Here is a 16,578-nt window from a genome sequence, read left to right on the forward strand (position 1 = left end):
TTCATTTTTAACGGGCAGATATAGCATCTGCCCGTTTTTTAAAGTGCTTAAATTATAGGACAGTTGGAGGGGGAAAAATGGAGCTTTATGAAGCAATAGGACAAGAAGCTTTATTAGGCATATTATCGCATTTGTTTTTTATAGCTATTACATTTTACGCATTACAGGCTTTGATGACAGAAAAATTATTCAAGAAGAATAGAGTATTTCAGATTCAACTTATTTATATTTTATTGAGTATTACAATTGGTTCTGCTGTATCCAATTTCTTTCTACAAATATCGAACTGGTCTGGAAAGCTTCCATACTTATTTTAAAGCCTCGACAATATCAATTCGAATCTTACACCTCAACACTACATACTTCAAAGGACTTTATAATAACATTTATGTGGCCCTTTGAACTATGTATAAAAAAACTTCTAAAAGTTGTTTTTTGTTCATACATCTTTGGGTATGTATTAGAAGCGAACTGGTTATTGGTCATTCACAAAAAAAATTTGATAGCGTACAATAAATTAATAGCAAAATATCTAATAATGCCTTAAAATAGTGATTTGGACGCTTGAATGGGCGTTAAAAAAGTTGTACTATAGAGTTGTTTGTTTACTGATTATGACATTATACTTCTTTATTAAAATAAAAATTCGGTAGGTTAATAGATTGAATTCGGAGGGACATAGGGTGGATAAAATAATAGTGACTGGCGGCCAAAAACTACAGGGAAAAGTACGTGTAGAGGGCGCAAAAAATGCAGTGTTACCAATCCTGGCAGCAGCTTTACTTGCTTCAAAGGGAGAAAATGTAATTAAAGAAGTCCCTAACTTAGCAGACGTCTTTACAATAAACGAAGTACTTAAAAGTTTAAACGCAGCAGTTACATATATACCTGAAGATAATGCCGTATATATAGATGCAACAAAAGAACTTTCTAGTGAAGCACAATTTGAGTTTGTTAGTAAAATGCGTGCATCTATTTTAGTAATGGGATCATTGCTTGCGCGTAATGGTTATGCTCGTGTTGCGTTACCAGGAGGATGTGCAATCGGTTCTCGCCCAATTGAATTACACTTAAAAGGTTTCGAAGCAATGGGGGCGAAGATTTCATTTGGTCATGGCTATGTAGAGGCAAAAACAGAGGGTCGTTTAAAAGGAGCAAATGTATATTTAGACTTCCCAAGTGTTGGGGCAACTGAAAATATTATGACAGCAGCATCTCTAGCGGAAGGGACAACTGTGATTGAAAATGCTGCAAAGGAGCCTGAAATCGTTGACCTTGCTAACTTCATTAATAGTATGGGTGGTCGTGTAATTGGTGCTGGTACAAATACTATTCGTATCGAAGGAGTCGATACATTATATGGAGTAGAGCATCATATTATTCCCGACCGTATTGAGGCTGGTACATTTATGGTAGCAGCAGCTATTACTAAGGGAGATGTGGTCATCGAAAACGCAGTTCCTGAGCATATGACGGCTTTGATTGCGAAGATGCGCGAAATGGGCGTAGAAATTATAGAATTGGATGAAGGTATTCGTGTACGTGTTCCTCAGACATTAAAAGCTGTGGATATTAAAACAATGCCACATCCAGGCTTCCCGACAGATATGCAATCACAAATGATGGCCTTAATGTTGACAGCAGAAGGTACGAGTATCATTACAGAGACAGTATTTGAAAATCGTTTTATGCATGTTGAGGAGTTCCGTCGCATGAATGCGGGTGCTAAAATAGAAGGACGCTCTGTGTTTATTGAGGGGCCAGTACAGCTTCAGGGAGCTGAAGTCATGGCAACGGATTTACGAGCTGCGGCTGCACTGATTTTAGCAGGTTTAGTATCAGAAGGAATTACACGTGTTACAAAGCTTCACCATTTAGATCGTGGCTATGTTGATTTCCATGGTAAATTGGCTTCTCTTGGGGCAAATATTGAACGTATTACGGATGAAGAAGTTGTGATAACTGAAGACATTTCTGTTGAATTACCTACAAACTAATTTGATGTTAAAGCCCTTTGCTTTCAGAAGCAGAGGGTTTTTTAATTTCTCATAACTAAATGGTAACAAGCATATTATTTCTTATGAAAAAATGGATGATTAGTATAGGTGTCCTTTGTTTATTGGGAGCATTATATGTGCTTCCTGTTTTAGGATTAAGCGAAAGACGGGAGGAAGTGCAACCACCTCCAACAGCGAATGAAAAAGCTTGTGAACTATTTATAGAAGTGGAGGGACAAAAGGAAAAAATCCCTTTAGAGACGTATATAACTGGGGTAGTAGCGGCAGAAATGCCTGTTTCTTTTAAAAAGGAGGCATTGAAGGCACAGGCAATTGCAGCACGTACTTATGCGTTAAAAACGACAAATTACGGTAAAAAAGCAATCGCACCGACTGTAGCAAAGCAAGTTTTCTATGATGAGAGTCAAAGAAAAGCGAATTGGGCTAGCAATTTCCTGGGAAATGAAAAGAAAATTGTCGAAGCCATCAATGAAACGAAAGGACAAGTTCTTCTTTATAATAATGATTTAATTACAGCCATGTTCCATTCAACAAGTAATGGACAAACAGAAAGTGCCTATGGCTATAGTGGAAATAACATTCCATATTTGCAAAGTGTTGCAAGTATTTCAGATCAAACATCCCCAAAATTTGAGGCGGAGCAAGAGTGGTCGCTAGCACAATGGAATAAATTATGGCCAATACAATGGCAAGCTAGTGATATTAATCGTATACAGCTATTTTACAATGACACAGGGCGTGTGGAGCGTCTACAGTTAGGGAATAATGTTTGGACAGGGAGAGAGGTTCGAACGTTTCTTGGAATACCATCCACTGACTTTTCAATTATTTATAATGGTAATACTAGAAAGGTTCATGTAAAAACTAAAGGATATGGTCATGGAGTAGGCATGAGTCAATATGGAGCCGAGGCTATGGCAAATGAAGGGAAAACTGCTGCTGAAATTTTACACTATTATTATCAAGATATTGAAATAAAAAAAATAGATGCATGTTTAAAATAACTTCTAGTTGTTCACACTGCAACTAGAGGTGATGAAAATGAGAGAGGATAAAAATAATAAAGCTTCTCAAAACCAGAATCCAAATCAAAAGGAAAATGGTCAGTTACAAAAGAAACCATGGTTTTGGCCAGTAGTTTACACAGGTGGTGCACTAGTTCTAGCAGGATTGTTATTTGGTTACAATAGTCTCGTATCTAAAGTAGAAGAGGCACCGTTACCAGGTTTAGCGGAAGTTGATTCAGGTCCTGTTGTAGAAACAAATGCACGTACTGAAAACATGATGTATCCATTCAAAGAAGAGAGCCTTAGTAAAGTACAAATCTTACAAGAGTTTTACGAGCTAGAAGCGAATGAAGAGTCTCGAGAAAATGCACTAATGGTATTTAATCAAACATTTACAACGTCTTCTGGTATCTCTATTGCTATGAATGGTGAAGAATTTGAAGTACTAGCTGCTATGAGTGGTAAAGTACTAGAAGTAAAACTAGACGCATTTACAGGCAATAAAATTGTCATTGAGCATCCAAATGGTACGCAAACTCATTATAGCTCTGTAAAAGATATCGCTGTAAAAGAAGGCGATGAGGTTACTCAAGGTCAAGCTTTAGGAAAAGCGACTGATAACGAGTGGAATCAAGCGGCTGGCGTCCACATGCATTTCGAAGTAGTTGAAGACGGAAAATATATTAATCCGAAAAAATTACTAGCTTTTTAATTCTAAAAGCTAGTAACGCATAAAAAATCAGCATTTTATTAGGAAAATGCAAAACGTGTTCTGAATAGCTTGGTCCTCACATAAGGTGAAGAAATGCGCAAATGTGCATCTGATTGCCAAAGCATTTTGTGAAATTGTGTGGAAAGGACGAAGAACGTGCATGAGCACATTCGGAAGCGCTGCATACGCCTCGGTGAATTACTGATTGAGACGCGTGAGACTGTGCGAGTCCTCGCGAAAATGACTGGTTATTCAAAAAGTACGGTGCACAAAGATTTAACAGAGCGATTACCAACAATTCATGAAGGATTAGCTGACCAAGTGAAAGAAATACTCGCCTACCATAAGGCCGTACGTCATATTCGCGGAGGAGAAGCAACGAAAAACAAGTGGAAAGAAAGAGCGAGTCAAGATTGATTCGTTCTTTTTTGTTGTGTGAACAGGCATAAAATAAGTTTGTTTAAGGTAAAGTAATACTATATTATTGCCGTCCAGAACGTGAAAAGAAAACAGTCTTTATCATTAAATTCAGGGTGAAATTACCAATAGAATATGATAAAATATTCTAGATAAAGAGATAAAATGAACGTTATGTAGTTGGAACTGGCGGGAAGGAGAAATTATAAAATGTTTTCGAAAGATATCGGCATTGACTTAGGTACTGCGAACGTATTAATCCACGTTAAAGGTAAGGGGATTGTTCTAAATGAACCATCTGTAGTGGCAATTGATAAAAAGACAAATAAAGTATTAGCGGTAGGGGAAGAAGCTCGCCAAATGGTAGGGAGAACGCCAGGTAATATTACAGCAATTCGCCCACTTAGAGATGGAGTCATTGCAGATTTTGATGTGACTGAAGCGATGTTAAGACATTTCATCAATAAATTAAATGTCAAAGGATTTTTAGCAAAGCCACGTATTTTAATTTGTTGTCCAACGAATATTACAAGTGTTGAGCAAAAGGCAATTCGTGAAGCGGCAGAGAAATCAGGCGGTAAAAAAGTATATTTAGAGGAAGAGCCAAAAGTAGCAGCGATTGGTGCAGGCATGGATATCTTCCAACCAAGCGGGAATATGGTAGTTGATATCGGCGGTGGAACAACTGATATTGCTGTTCTTTCAATGGGTGATATTGTCACAAGTGAATCCATTAAAGTGGCAGGAGATGTGTTTGATAACGATATTTTACAATATATTAAAAAAGAATATAAATTGCTAATTGGTGAACGCACAGCAGAAGCCATCAAAATGACAATCGGAACAGTTTTCAAAGGTAGTCGTAATGATACAATGGATATCCGAGGTCGTGACATGGTAACAGGTTTACCACGTACAATTTCTATTCATTCTGAAGAAATCGAACGTGCATTACACGAATCTGTAGCAATGATCGTTCAATCTGCAAAAAATGTTTTAGAAAAAACACCACCGGAGCTATCGGCTGATATCATCGACCGCGGCGTTATTATTACTGGTGGCGGAGCACTTTTACATGGTATGGACCAACTATTAATTGAAGAATTAAAGGTACCTGTCTTCATTGCTGAAAGACCAATGGATTGTGTAGCTATTGGTACAGGCATTATGCTCGAAAATATAGATCGTGTACCAGCGTCCTTATAAAATTAAAATGAGGTGATCTCTTTGTTTAAAGGTTTTTATACAGTTGCAACCGGTATGATCACGCAACAAAGAAGAACGGAATTACTATCCAACAATTTAGCTAATGCGAATACACCGGGATTTAAGGCAGACCAATCAACGATTCGTTCATTTCCAGATATGCTGATGTCTAGCATCGGAAAAACAAATGCGCCTGCCAATAAACAAGCTGGTGCCGAATATATGAATCAAGTAGGCGCTTTAAATACGGGGACATATTTACAAGAAACATTACCAAATTACATACAGGGCCAAATCTATAGCACGGATTTTACAACAGATATGGCATTGATTGATGGAAACTTACCACAAAATGAAGAGGGTGTATCTGGCTCAATATTCTTCAGACTCGCACATCCAGATGGTGGAGAAGCCTATACACGTAATGGTAATTTTACTTTGGATGGCCAAGGCTATTTAGTAAATGGGCAAGGTCTTTACGTGTTAAATGATGCTGGTCAACGAATCCAGTTACCTAATGATGATTTTCGCCTCGATGAGAGTGGCGCCATTTACGTTAATAATCAGCAAGTAGCGCGAGTAGGCGTATCATATGCTGCCAATCCGAATATGCTACAGAAACAAGATAACGGTCTTATTCGGACAGAAAATGGCGTAAACCTGCCATCAGCCTATGGAGCGAATGGTGTTTCCTTTACACTACGTCAAAACTTCTTAGAGGGGTCAAACGTAGATTCTGGTCGTGCCATGACAGATTTAATGACAGCGTACCGAGCATTTGAAGCCAATCAAAAAGTATTACAAGCTTATGATCGCAGCATGGAAAAAGCTGTTAATGAAATCGGTAAAATTTAATGGACGAAACAGAACAGGAGGCTTTTTATAAATGCTACGTACAATGATTACAGCAACTAATACAATGGGCCAATTACAAAATAAACTGGATACGATAAGTAATAACATCGCCAATAGTAATACGACAGGCTTTAAAGCGAAGGAAGCATCTTTCAATGAGTTACTCTATCAACAGTTTAATAATGACAAACAGGATCGTGCTGAGCGCCAAACACCTGTTGGTATTCGCTATGGATCAGGCGCAATGCTTGGCCAAATTAAATCCAATCAAAAGCAAGGTTCATTGCAAACGACTAATCGAGATTTGGACTTAGCCTTTACAACTGCAAAACAATATTTCAATATTTTAATGCCAAATGGTGAAAATGGTACCGAAACAGTGTATACTCGACAAGGTGACTTTTATTTATCGCCGCTAAATAATGGAACAGTTATGCTCGTAACGGCTGAGGGATACCCGGTGGCAAATGCTGCTGGACAAGCTATTACATTACCAGATAATGTGCAAGGATTTTCAGTACGAGATGGTGGTATACTAGAAGCATCTTATCCAAATGGCGATATCATTCGTACGGATTTAGCGGTTACTGAATTCCAAAAACCGCAACTAATGGAACATGTTTCAGGTTCTTATGTTGGATTACCAGACGACCTTGCTGAGCTTGGCTTTACACAAGCTGAGGTTTTAACAGAGCTAGTAGGTGCTAATCGTCAGCAAATTGGCATGCAAGGTGGTACTTTAGAAATGTCCAACGTTAACCTTTCGAAGGAAATGACAGAACTAATTCAAACACAGCGTTCCTATCAATTCAATGCAAGAACGGTTACATTAGCAGACCAAATGCTCGGTCTTATTAATGGTATTCGATAGGAAGTCATCCTAAAAAGCAAGGAATGAAGAGGAGTACAATTTATGACAAACGATTCACGTCGACGTTCTGTGCCGACACAAGAAACCGATACGCAACCAGAAAAGAAAGAACGCCGCTCAAATGGAGAGCAACGCGAGGTTCGATGGGTGCAAATCCGACTGATTCCGATTTGGTTACGCATTGTAATTGTTCTCATCTTAGTTGTTGCTGCCGCAACATTAGGCGCAATGGTTGGCTTTAGTGTTATTGGAGAAGGAAATGCTATGGATATTTTTAAAAAAGAAACATGGCAACATATATTTGATATTATGCATGGTAAAGAATAATTTTATTCTTTACCTTACTTTGTGTATACATACTTTATTTTGAGGGGGATATGACATGTTAACAGCAGAGCAAATTCAAGCAATTTTACCACACCGCTATCCATTTTTATTTGTAGATCGCATTATTGAATTAGAAGAAGGAAAACGTGCAGTAGGCTTAAAGAATGTATCGATGAATGAGGATTTCTTTAATGGGCACTTCCCAGGATATCCAGTAATGCCAGGTGTGCTAATTGTAGAGGCATTAGCACAAGTAGGTGGAGTAGCTCTTTTAAATGCAGATGAATTTAAAGGACGTTTGGCATTTTTAACGGGTGTTGATAACTGTCGTTTCAAACGTCAAGTAGTACCTGGTGACCAACTTAAATTAGAAGTAGAGTTTGTAAAACTTCGTGGTTCGATGGGTAAAGGACATGGAATAGCAACTGTAGATGGAGAACTTGTATGTGAAGCCGATATTCTATTTGCAATTGGACCTGAGCAGCCAAAGCAAGCATAATTTGCATTTAAAGACCACAAGATATAAAATAGATAAAGTCAAGTCAAAAAAATTGAGACTAGTAGGTTCTTAAATTGCGATGGCGATTAAGCGATTGTGAATTGAAATAGATGTAATTTTTAGGTTTTACAAACGTAGGAGGATTATTAAGATGTATAAGGAATTGTCTTCAGGTATTAAAATTAGCATTACTCGTTCTATTTCAACATCTTTTGAAACATACTTAGCAAGTATTGGTTGGGATGAAGAGCGCTTTTCTATGGAAGACTTCATTGCAAGCTGGCAGACTTATTTCCAAGAGAATGCAGCATGGATCGAAAAAATTCCAGCCGATATATTGATGAGTGCAGAGTTTCATGAAGAGATGGCACAAAAAATTGATGAGGTCATTGCCAAAATTTTAAATGAAGAACCAACAGCACAGCAAGTTGAAACAATCGATGCATTGCAAAAAGAGCTAGGCACAGACTATAGCTATGACTGTAAAGCAGAAGCAGCATATATTGAACAGTTATTAAAAGAAAAACAAAAATAGTTTGAACAAAAATCGGATAGTTCCCTCCTTTCTCGGGCAATCTATGTTAGATCACAAATACACATGATGTATTTGATGACATAGTACCAAGAAAGGAGGTTTTTTGTTATGTGGAAAATGTCATTTTTAACCATTATTCTTGCTACTGTATTCCTTGGAGGATGTAACTGGGGAAATAATGCAGTTGAAGATCATCCTGTGAGAGATGCAGAGACTGACGTTCGTAATGGTGTGGATCGTGTCGAGGATGCATTGGATCCGAATAATCGAGACGATGCATACGATCGAAATGCAAATGGTGTTGAACGAGGTACTGTAAATGAAAATACAACATTACCTGAAGCAACAACGCCTGGGTCAAATGCTGATATTAACAGCACAAATGGCTATGACAACGTACCAAATGCGAATGGTGTAAACGGTGTTGAGCGTAATGACAACATGGTGGATGAAAAAGCCAACGACACTGAGAAGTATCGTGACGGTATGAACAACCGATAATATCAAAAGAGTGTTTCCTACATGGAAAACACTCTTTTTTTATGAGTCAGGGAAGCGAAGTAACTATAGAAATATAATATTTTACGTCATCTTGTTCACTAAAGACTTGTGCTTACAAGCGCTCATCGACAATTGTGCAAACATTTCTTATAAAAAAAATACGATGCAATAAATTGCATCGTCAGTCATTCTTTAATTTTGGGCGCTGTTTCATATCTTTTGTAAAGCGTTCCAGTAAATGTTCTAAAGAAACGCCTTCAGCTAATAGTTCAGAAAGCAATTGTTCAGCATATTTAGAACGTTTTATCTTGAGTGTACCTTTTAAAAGTACGGATACATGGTCACCAATTTCTTGAACAGTATGTACGATTACCTGGAAAGGAGCGGGTTCATTATCGGGAAATGAAATAACAGCACGTACATTAAAAATAGTAGCCTTCGCTAAGAGCTCATCAAAGGTTGAACGATATTGTTTTTCCATAAACAATTCGAGCACCCAAGACTGATGGCTATTTTCCTGATTAATAATAATGCCATCGACTAAAGGGAATGGTTGCACACCATCTTTTGTGACAAGGTCAAAGGAAAGCATTTTAAATGTTTTCATTATGTATATTCCTCCTAAGTCTGTCATTCTTTTAGTATAACACATACAGCTACGGTTGTTGGGCATACGCATCTGCTGGTTAATTTCAATAAATGCGAAATTGCTGATTTCATGAAATAGCATTTGCCATTACAGCCTAAAGCATTCTGGTGAAAAAATAAGAAATAAAAGAAAAATAAAACAGGTAATTTACCTATTTTATGCTGAAAAATTGATGCAAATTATCACTTTCTGATTTTGCTAATATTGGAATGGTTTTGTAAGATGAGAGCAATCCAAAACAAAGGAGGTGAATGAATGAATCAAGTCGGACTGGTCGGAAGGTTTACGAAAGATCCGGTATTACGCTACTTATCTGGAAATCGTGTGCAGACTCATTTTTCACTTGCCATTAATCGCAATTTCAAAAACAGTCATGGGGAAGTAGACACAGATTTCATATTCTGTACAGTTTGGGGAAGGCTTGCAGAACATATTGTCAAGTATTGCGGGAAAGGCTCATTAATTGGTGCAAACGGCCGTATTCAAACAAGGTCATTTGTAAATGAAGAAAACACTAAAATTTTTATGACAGAGGTAGTGGTCGAAGATGTTCGATTTTATCAGCTTAAACAAAGGGATAGTGACGAAGCTTCTATTGTGACGCCACCTCCTCCGAATGAACAGGAAGACTTAAAAGACTTTGTATTACCATAGCATGCTGCTACATACGGCGCAGGAAAAAATTATTGTCTGATCCGCCATTCTCCTTAATCTTCTTGCACCGTTGTAAAAGAAAGGAATGATGTGGACTAACTTTTACTGACTGAAAAGTTGCTGTAGACCGCACAGCAATGAAATTTTTCACACAACTGAATATGTTTATGAAGTAAGTAGGGAAGAGAAGAGAAGTAAACATGGTTCCACTGAAAAAGCGCCAAGAACTTTTACCCTTGGCGCTTGTCATTAATATATATCTAATGAAATGAGGTCACGAAGTTCTTGATCCTCTAATTCAGTCAACCACTGGCTTGATTGAATAAGTTCTTCTGATAGTGCTGATTTTTGCGCTAGCATTTTATCTATCTTTTCTTCAATTGTGCCAAGTGTTACAAATTTATGGACTTGCACAAATTGTGTTTGACCAATGCGATAAGCACGGTCGGTTGCTTGATTTTCGACAGCAGGATTCCACCAGCGATCTGCATGTAAGACATGATTAGCAGCTGTTAAATTAAGTCCTGTTCCACCTGCTTTTAAGGAGAGAATAAATATTGGGAAATCTCCTGCCTGAAACGCCTCTACTAAGCGGTCTCGTTGCTGCTTAGGCATGGCACCGGTTAAAAAAGGTGCATCTACATTGTATAATTCACTTAAACAATGCTGTAGCAATTGTCCCATTCCGATATACTGTGTAAAAATCAGACATTGCTCACCATTGTCCACAATTTCAGCCGCCATTTGCACAATGCGCTCTAGCTTTGCCGAACGTGTAAGCATTGTTTCGGCATCCTCGAAAGGTTCCTTTAAATATAGGGCAGGATGATTACATAGTTGCTTTAATTTACTGAGCATTTTTAAGACGCGTCCCTTTTTTTGAAAGCCTGTTAACTCTTCTAGCTGATCAAGCGTCTCTAAAATATAGCCTTCATAAAGAGAAGCTTGCTCGGCTGTTAATGGGCAATACTCATTTGATTCTAGCTTATCTGGCAAGTTCAGCTGCAAATGCGGATCACGTTTAGTCCTACGTAATAAGAACGGTTGAATTTTCATGCGTAGCTTTTGTTTATGGGATTCAGATTCATCTCGTTCAATGGGCAATATAAATTCTTCATTAAAGCGACCAAAGCTACCTAAATATCCTTTATGAATAAAATCAAAGATAGCCCAAAGCTCAGATAAACGATTTTCTACAGGCGTGCCAGTCAGTGCAATGTGATGATCGCCCAGTAATTTACGAATGGCTTTTGATTGTAAGGTCTGCATGTTTTTAATATTTTGAGCTTCATCTAATACAACAGTTGCCCAGTCAATATCCTGTAAAAATTCAGTATCCTGTGACACAGTACCATAGGTTGATAAAATGACATGTGGCTGATCAATCGATATCATTTTTTTGAAAGCATCATCTTTTGCACGGTTAGCTTGGTAATGAGTATGGACAATTAGTGAAGGAGCGAATCGAGCAAGCTCCTTCTGCCAGTTACCAAGCACTGAGGTTGGGCAAATAATAATGGATGGTTTTGTATAATCAGCTACTGCTTCATATATATGAAGTAAATAGGAGATCATCTGTACCGTTTTACCAAGACCCATATCATCGGCTAGGCACGCACCGAAACCTTGCTGACGCATAAAGACTAGCCATTCAAAGCCTTCAATTTGATAAGGACGTAATTCTGTTTGTAATGATTCTGGAATTGGCACAGCAGGTAAACCCTTTTTATCTAAGAGCTGTTCCATATAAGCCTTTAACGATTGTTGTATCTCCAATGCAAAGATAGGGTCATCCCGAAGCGCATCGTCAGCATCCTCTTCTTCAAGAGGCGCAGTTAAATCTTCGGGCAATTCTCTGAATAATAATTCTCGTACAGTCCAGCTCTCATTTTCTGCCTGCTGCATGAGAGCACGCATTTCTTGCATCCAGTTAGCATCGACACGGAACCATTCTGTTCCTATTCGAATAAATTCACGCTTTTCTTCCACTAACTTTTTAAATTGCTCTGGTGAAATGGTCTGTCCATTCATTGAAAATTGCCACTTGAACGTTAAAATATCATCTAATCCAGCGACTTTTTTTGTGGATGCATTGCTAGTTGTGACACGGACACGGAATTTGGATTGTTTTAAATCCTTCAGCCATGCAGGAAGTACCACATCAAAGCCAAGTGCCTGTAATCTGGCAAGATCCTCACGTAAAAAAGATCGTACCTCCATGTCCTCAAGTGTCACACGAATAAAGGTTTCGCTACTGATCGCATCTTTAGATAGTAGATCGACTATTTGTTGTTGTTGCTGCTCAATTTCAGTTGCAAACATTCGCCATTTTGTAGGTAGAGCATCTTCGATAAGTAAGGACTGCTTACGAATGGCAGGTGTCCAGTAATTTTTTGTAGTAGGGGTACTAAGGACCGTTTCTAATAGCCAAACATCTGAATCTTCTTCTGGTTCACTTAATCGTAAAGAGACTGTGATCGCACCAACTTGGCGGGTTTGATCTAATGGCCAGCCACCTCGCAAGAAAAAGGGCAATAGCTTTGGTAAATCAGAAAGTATTAGGCCAACTTGTGAAAGTTTTTGCTGCACTGCCATTTCTAATAATGCAGAATCTATATCCTCTATAGGAAAGGATAGTGAAGAAAAATCCTCTGCAATGACAGCATGTGACCAAAGAGAGGGCTCCTGCCAATAATCTTGTAACGCCAATACTTTACCGAGCCATTCTTTACTATCTTCATTTACACCAACCCAGCTGATAAAGGGATGTTGATAACTTAATGAAAAAATATCAAGAAGCTCAGCAGTGGACACCTCGATTGTTAAATCAGCCTGATTGGTTAGTAAGCCGTAGATATTTGCCTCATACGTAAAGAACAATGAAGATTTGAATGTTTCTACGTCGATTGTTGTACCATTTGCAGTAAAGCCCCGCAACGTAAAATATCCTTCCCGAGCTACATCAATACGAAGCTGTTGAGTTTTAGAAAAAGGGGAAGGAGCATTGGCATTTATTGTCATCATACTAAGTTTCCTTTCTCGATTTCTTCCTGTAACGCACGGAGTCGCTTATATTCTGAACGAATTGTTTGTATATACGTTTCAAAATAAGCCATTTTACCAGCGCGTTTTGCGGCACTACGCATACTTTTCCAAATGCGCACTGCCTGTTTATAATTCATGCGTGATTTTTGGGCAATTTCCGCCATGGCATATACATGATATAGAGGTAAAACCGTAGCGGGTTCAACTTGTAACACATCCTTTAATCCACACATCTCTAAATAAGATAGTGAAGAAGGATTTAATTGATGAAGAGCTGCCCAATCTCGATAACGTCCTTTTTTAATTAAGAACGAAGAGAATGGTTGAAGGCCGTAGACTCCAAAGGCGCTGTATAGAATGGCTTCCTCTTCCTCGGTAAGCTGTATTTCATCAAATAAAAGCTGAAATTGACGAACATACTGAGCGCGTTGTACAACTGGTACGACTTCCTGTAAAAAGGCTTCTGTCATTGGCAGTATTGCTCGTAAAATAATAGCCATCGCATGTAATTCGCCAGCACGTTGAGCAAATGTAGCGAGTTCAAATAGATCCTGTATATGTTGCAATTTAATATGTGTCAAGCTTTCAAGCAGTAAGTCCTCTTTTTGTAAGAGTACATAAAATAATAACCTTAATGATTCTAAGGATATTTCTGCTGAAGGGTTTTCAAGATTATTTATATAATCTAATTCCTGCTCACGTCGAGGCTTTTCATAAAAAAGAACCGCCCAAAGTAGCATGTACAGGCGAAGTCGATTTGGAAATAGTCCATGTCGTTCTAATAAAAACGTCCGTACTTCCTCTTGGAGAGCATCATAAAACGGATCAGTCGCGAAAAGTCGAGACCGATTAGTCAGCTCTGTAAGTATGCTCTCAAACGATTGACTGCTTTGATCAATAAAGTATTTCATATAAGGTGAATCCAATGAATGACCAGGTGTTTCATTTAAATGCCGCCAAATCGTATTGAAAATAGCTAACTCCATATACAGTTTATAAAGAGGTTGCCATTCACGCTCAAAGGGCATATGTCGACGAAGACGCTCCAAGGCATCAGTCCTTATAGCGGAAAGGCCATAGCCTTCTAAAACGCGACCTGGTGGCAATAATCGTTTCATTACTTCCTCAACCATCATGGACCAACTTTGTGGGCTACGTTCATCAGCTAATGATTTTAACTGGACAGATTTTTGAGCACGCCAAGCACTCGACCAATTTTGAACTGAATCAAAGTACTGGTAGAGAGCAAGTAAAGTACCTACCTGATGTCGACACCATTTTTGCTGAGGACAGCTACAGCGTAGCTCTTCCTTGGCGAAATCAATTTCAACAGAAGCGGGTCTGACATCCTGGACAGTTGCATATAATATAGAACTGGCTCCATTAAAACGGTCAAAAATAATGGACTTATTTCTAACCGAAAAGACAGCACGACGGACTAGTTCTTCATCTTCCGTAGAGGAAGGATGTAAATCATGTTCAGCTTCTTTTAATTTAGTTAACACGAATTCTTGATGTTCTTTAGCCAATTGCGATATTGACAATGCCATCACCTCACTCCTTTCTTCATATATGGCTATGTTTAATATGGATTAATTGTAGTAAAGGAAAAAAGACTGTCCTTCCATTATACGATTAAAATGCGGCAATGATAAGCTGAATGATCAGAAAGAAAGAAATTGATTCGAAGGTAGTTAACAAGACTTTTGATTTGTGTTAAAATCTGAATAATCAGATAATAGGGAGGGATGAAGGATGATGCAAGTTCAATACATGAAGCCGTTTTATACAAAAATTACTGGAGACAAATTACGTCTCGTATTTGCTTATCAATATTTCTCTATTTTAAAAGAGAATGAGATTTTCCATTTCATTCCCATAGAAGGTAAAGAGATGATTATCAACATGAAGACACAGCAAATTGAAAATTTATCTGAGGTATTTGTTTTCCAAAAGGGCAATCGATTTATTCGATTACCACTTTATCAGCTACTCCTTATTACGAACGTCCATGATCATCTGGCACCTATACTCGAAAGCGCAACACCGAAGCAACAACTTCCGCTTGTTTCTACTGTGACTGTAGGCGAAATTGATCAACTTATTGCAGAGATTGAAAATAAAAATCTAGATAACTTAATCGATCAAGCATTATTAGAGAACAATAAATCACTCTTTTTTAATCTATTACAGCAAAAGAACCATCAACTTGGAGGTTTCAAAATTGAATAGATGGTATGCCCATTAAGCACCCACTTTTCTTACTAGAAAAAGGGGTGCTTTTATTATCCGGGATAGGTCAAAAGTTTAGGAGAAGGAATAATTTTTCTCCAAATAGTTAATAAATCCTTATATATTGGAAACTATTCCCGAACTAAATATTAAAAAGATGGAGGATAGACCGATATAAGTGGCAGAAGGTGGTGAGTAAATGCTAGGTAATTGGTCGGCTACGGGGATGTCGATTTTGAATAATATGAATCGACATTACGGTGCTATGAGTAAAGCAATGCTACGAATTTCTACAGGTTACCGAATTAATAGTGCAGCAGATGATCCAGCGGGTCTTGCCATTTCTGAAAAAATGCGTGCTCAAATTCGCGGATTGAATATGGGGGCAAAGAATATACAGGATGGCATTTCATTAGTGCAGACAGCAGAGGGTGCATTGAATGAGACACATGCGATGATTCAGCGTATGCGAGAGCTGGCATTGGAGGCAGCCAATGATACATTAACGGATGAGGATCGGAAACAACTGGATTTTGAGTTCCAAGAGCTAAAGAAGGAAATTCAACGTATATCAACCGATACTGAATTTAATACAAAAACATTACTGAATGGTGATTATGAAACAAATGGGATTAAAATACAGGCAGGTGCCAATGCAGGGCAGAGCATTGAGCTGTTGATCAATGGCGTCGGTTCAGAAGCACTAGGTTTGAAAGATGCTTCGATTGCTACGAGGGATGAGGCAGATAAGGCTATCTCTTCTATGGATGAAGCATTAAAACGCGTATCCAATGAACGTTCTCGTCTTGGTGCCTATCAAAACCGTTTGGAACATGCCTATAATGCCAATGTGAACACCGCAGAAAATTTACAAGCAGCAGAGTCACGGATTCGAGACGCTGATATTGCAAAAGAGATGATGAATATGGTAAAAGCTCAGATTTTAATGCAGGCCAGTCAATATGTTTTGGCGATGCATATGCAGCAGGCACAGTCCGTTTTAAAATTATTAGAAGTCGGAAAAAAATGATGAATTTCAATTAATATTGA

At 38.3% G+C, this 16,578-nt stretch carries 18 protein-coding genes; 15 read left to right on the forward strand and 3 right to left on the reverse strand.

Features of this window, described 5'->3' with window-relative positions; all coding sequences use genetic code 11:
* The first annotated feature begins 77 nt into the window (after positions 1 to 77).
* The 12 genes from AC07YC_RS19230 (at position 78) to AC07YC_RS19285 (ending at position 8,948) form a co-directional block, all read left to right on the forward strand.
* Complete coding sequence (locus tag AC07YC_RS19230) at positions 78 to 317, forward strand: DUF1146 family protein (protein WP_336636984.1); 240 nt, start codon at positions 78 to 80, stop codon at positions 315 to 317.
* Between the two features lie 366 nt (positions 318 to 683).
* Positions 684 to 1,997 carry a UDP-N-acetylglucosamine 1-carboxyvinyltransferase gene (gene murA / locus AC07YC_RS19235; protein ID WP_336636985.1) on the forward strand — a complete coding sequence of 438 codons (1,314 nt, stop codon included), beginning with the start codon at positions 684 to 686 and terminating at the stop codon, positions 1,995 to 1,997.
* 83 nt (positions 1,998 to 2,080) lie between these two features.
* A complete protein-coding gene (gene spoIID, locus AC07YC_RS19240; protein ID WP_494920161.1) occupies positions 2,081 to 3,022 on the forward strand; it encodes a stage II sporulation protein D in 942 nt (313 codons plus the stop codon).
* 37 nt (positions 3,023 to 3,059) lie between these two features.
* Positions 3,060 to 3,737, forward strand: a complete 678-nt coding sequence (locus AC07YC_RS19245; protein ID WP_336636987.1) for a peptidoglycan DD-metalloendopeptidase family protein — start codon at positions 3,060 to 3,062, stop codon at positions 3,735 to 3,737.
* Positions 3,738 to 3,893: 156 nt separating this feature from the next.
* A complete protein-coding gene (locus AC07YC_RS19250; protein WP_025114760.1) occupies positions 3,894 to 4,154 on the forward strand; it encodes a sporulation transcriptional regulator SpoIIID in 261 nt (86 codons plus the stop codon).
* Between the two features lie 210 nt (positions 4,155 to 4,364).
* Positions 4,365 to 5,360, forward strand: a complete 996-nt coding sequence (locus AC07YC_RS19255) for a rod shape-determining protein (RefSeq protein ID WP_008180529.1) — start codon at positions 4,365 to 4,367, stop codon at positions 5,358 to 5,360.
* A 21-nt stretch (positions 5,361 to 5,381) separates the two neighbouring features.
* A complete protein-coding gene (locus AC07YC_RS19260) occupies positions 5,382 to 6,215 on the forward strand; it encodes a flagellar hook-basal body protein (protein ID WP_494920162.1) in 834 nt (277 codons plus the stop codon).
* Between the two features lie 31 nt (positions 6,216 to 6,246).
* Positions 6,247 to 7,086, forward strand: a complete 840-nt coding sequence (locus AC07YC_RS19265; protein WP_494920163.1) for a flagellar hook-basal body protein — start codon at positions 6,247 to 6,249, stop codon at positions 7,084 to 7,086.
* 42 nt (positions 7,087 to 7,128) lie between these two features.
* On the forward strand, positions 7,129 to 7,413 hold the full coding sequence (locus tag AC07YC_RS19270; RefSeq protein WP_012292776.1) for a DNA-directed RNA polymerase subunit beta: 285 nt from the start codon (positions 7,129 to 7,131) through the stop codon (positions 7,411 to 7,413).
* A 55-nt stretch (positions 7,414 to 7,468) separates the two neighbouring features.
* A complete protein-coding gene (fabZ, locus tag AC07YC_RS19275; protein WP_336636988.1) occupies positions 7,469 to 7,912 on the forward strand; it encodes a 3-hydroxyacyl-ACP dehydratase FabZ in 444 nt (147 codons plus the stop codon).
* A gap of 151 nt (positions 7,913 to 8,063) precedes the next feature.
* Entirely contained in the window at positions 8,064 to 8,447 is a 384-nt protein-coding gene (locus AC07YC_RS19280; protein ID WP_336636989.1) for a hypothetical protein, read from the forward strand.
* A 108-nt stretch (positions 8,448 to 8,555) separates the two neighbouring features.
* Positions 8,556 to 8,948, forward strand: a complete 393-nt coding sequence (locus AC07YC_RS19285) for a hypothetical protein (protein WP_336636990.1) — start codon at positions 8,556 to 8,558, stop codon at positions 8,946 to 8,948.
* A 181-nt stretch (positions 8,949 to 9,129) separates the two neighbouring features.
* Here AC07YC_RS19285 and AC07YC_RS19290 read toward each other — a convergent pair whose 3' ends face one another.
* Positions 9,130 to 9,555 carry a YwpF family protein gene (locus AC07YC_RS19290; RefSeq protein WP_494920164.1) on the reverse strand — a complete coding sequence of 142 codons (426 nt, stop codon included), beginning with the start codon at positions 9,553 to 9,555 and terminating at the stop codon, positions 9,130 to 9,132.
* A 297-nt stretch (positions 9,556 to 9,852) separates the two neighbouring features.
* Here AC07YC_RS19290 and AC07YC_RS19295 point away from each other — a divergent pair, with 297 nt between their 5' ends.
* Complete coding sequence (locus AC07YC_RS19295) at positions 9,853 to 10,251, forward strand: single-stranded DNA-binding protein (protein ID WP_008181361.1); 399 nt, start codon at positions 9,853 to 9,855, stop codon at positions 10,249 to 10,251.
* Positions 10,252 to 10,500: 249 nt separating this feature from the next.
* On the opposite strand, the gene AC07YC_RS19300 is transcribed toward AC07YC_RS19295, so the two are convergent.
* Both AC07YC_RS19300 and AC07YC_RS19305 read right to left on the reverse strand, forming a co-directional pair.
* Positions 10,501 to 13,275 (reverse strand): DEAD/DEAH box helicase, encoded by a 2,775-nt coding sequence (locus tag AC07YC_RS19300; protein ID WP_494920165.1) that lies wholly within the window; start codon positions 13,273 to 13,275, stop codon positions 10,501 to 10,503.
* The gene (locus AC07YC_RS19305; RefSeq protein WP_494920166.1) at positions 13,272 to 14,825 is read right to left on the reverse strand and encodes a hypothetical protein; all 1,554 of its coding nucleotides are present in this window, start codon (positions 14,823 to 14,825) and stop codon (positions 13,272 to 13,274) included. Before AC07YC_RS19305 ends, AC07YC_RS19300 begins: the two co-directional genes overlap by 4 nt.
* Before the next feature lie 226 nt (positions 14,826 to 15,051).
* Between AC07YC_RS19305 and AC07YC_RS19310 the strand changes: the two genes are divergently transcribed.
* Both AC07YC_RS19310 and AC07YC_RS19315 read left to right on the forward strand, forming a co-directional pair.
* On the forward strand, positions 15,052 to 15,528 hold the full coding sequence (locus AC07YC_RS19310) for a transcriptional regulator (protein WP_249661200.1): 477 nt from the start codon (positions 15,052 to 15,054) through the stop codon (positions 15,526 to 15,528).
* 199 nt (positions 15,529 to 15,727) lie between these two features.
* Positions 15,728 to 16,558 (forward strand): flagellin N-terminal helical domain-containing protein, encoded by an 831-nt coding sequence (locus tag AC07YC_RS19315; protein WP_494920167.1) that lies wholly within the window; start codon positions 15,728 to 15,730, stop codon positions 16,556 to 16,558.
* Positions 16,559 to 16,578: the final 20 nt, after the last annotated feature.

The sequence above is a fragment of the Lysinibacillus sp. GW247-5R2A genome (genome assembly GCF_059424475.1).

Coding starts and splice junctions, on each gene's coding strand:
- spoIID (WP_494920161.1), top strand. CDS start 2,081: ATGAAAAAATGGATGATTAGTATAGGTGTCCTTTGTTTATTGGGAGCA.
- AC07YC_RS19245 (WP_336636987.1), top strand. CDS start 3,060: ATGAGAGAGGATAAAAATAATAAAGCTTCTCAAAACCAGAATCCAAAT.
- AC07YC_RS19295 (WP_008181361.1), top strand. CDS start 9,853: ATGAATCAAGTCGGACTGGTCGGAAGGTTTACGAAAGATCCGGTATTA.
- AC07YC_RS19265 (WP_494920163.1), top strand. CDS start 6,247: ATGCTACGTACAATGATTACAGCAACTAATACAATGGGCCAATTACAA.
- AC07YC_RS19230 (WP_336636984.1), top strand. CDS start 78: ATGGAGCTTTATGAAGCAATAGGACAAGAAGCTTTATTAGGCATATTA.
- AC07YC_RS19300 (WP_494920165.1), bottom strand. CDS start 13,275: ATGATGACAATAAATGCCAATGCTCCTTCCCCTTTTTCTAAAACTCAA.
- fabZ (WP_336636988.1), top strand. CDS start 7,469: ATGTTAACAGCAGAGCAAATTCAAGCAATTTTACCACACCGCTATCCA.
- AC07YC_RS19315 (WP_494920167.1), top strand. CDS start 15,728: ATGCTAGGTAATTGGTCGGCTACGGGGATGTCGATTTTGAATAATATG.
- AC07YC_RS19285 (WP_336636990.1), top strand. CDS start 8,556: ATGTGGAAAATGTCATTTTTAACCATTATTCTTGCTACTGTATTCCTT.
- AC07YC_RS19290 (WP_494920164.1), bottom strand. CDS start 9,555: ATGAAAACATTTAAAATGCTTTCCTTTGACCTTGTCACAAAAGATGGT.
- AC07YC_RS19255 (WP_008180529.1), top strand. CDS start 4,365: ATGTTTTCGAAAGATATCGGCATTGACTTAGGTACTGCGAACGTATTA.
- AC07YC_RS19270 (WP_012292776.1), top strand. CDS start 7,129: ATGACAAACGATTCACGTCGACGTTCTGTGCCGACACAAGAAACCGAT.
- AC07YC_RS19280 (WP_336636989.1), top strand. CDS start 8,064: ATGTATAAGGAATTGTCTTCAGGTATTAAAATTAGCATTACTCGTTCT.
- AC07YC_RS19310 (WP_249661200.1), top strand. CDS start 15,052: ATGATGCAAGTTCAATACATGAAGCCGTTTTATACAAAAATTACTGGA.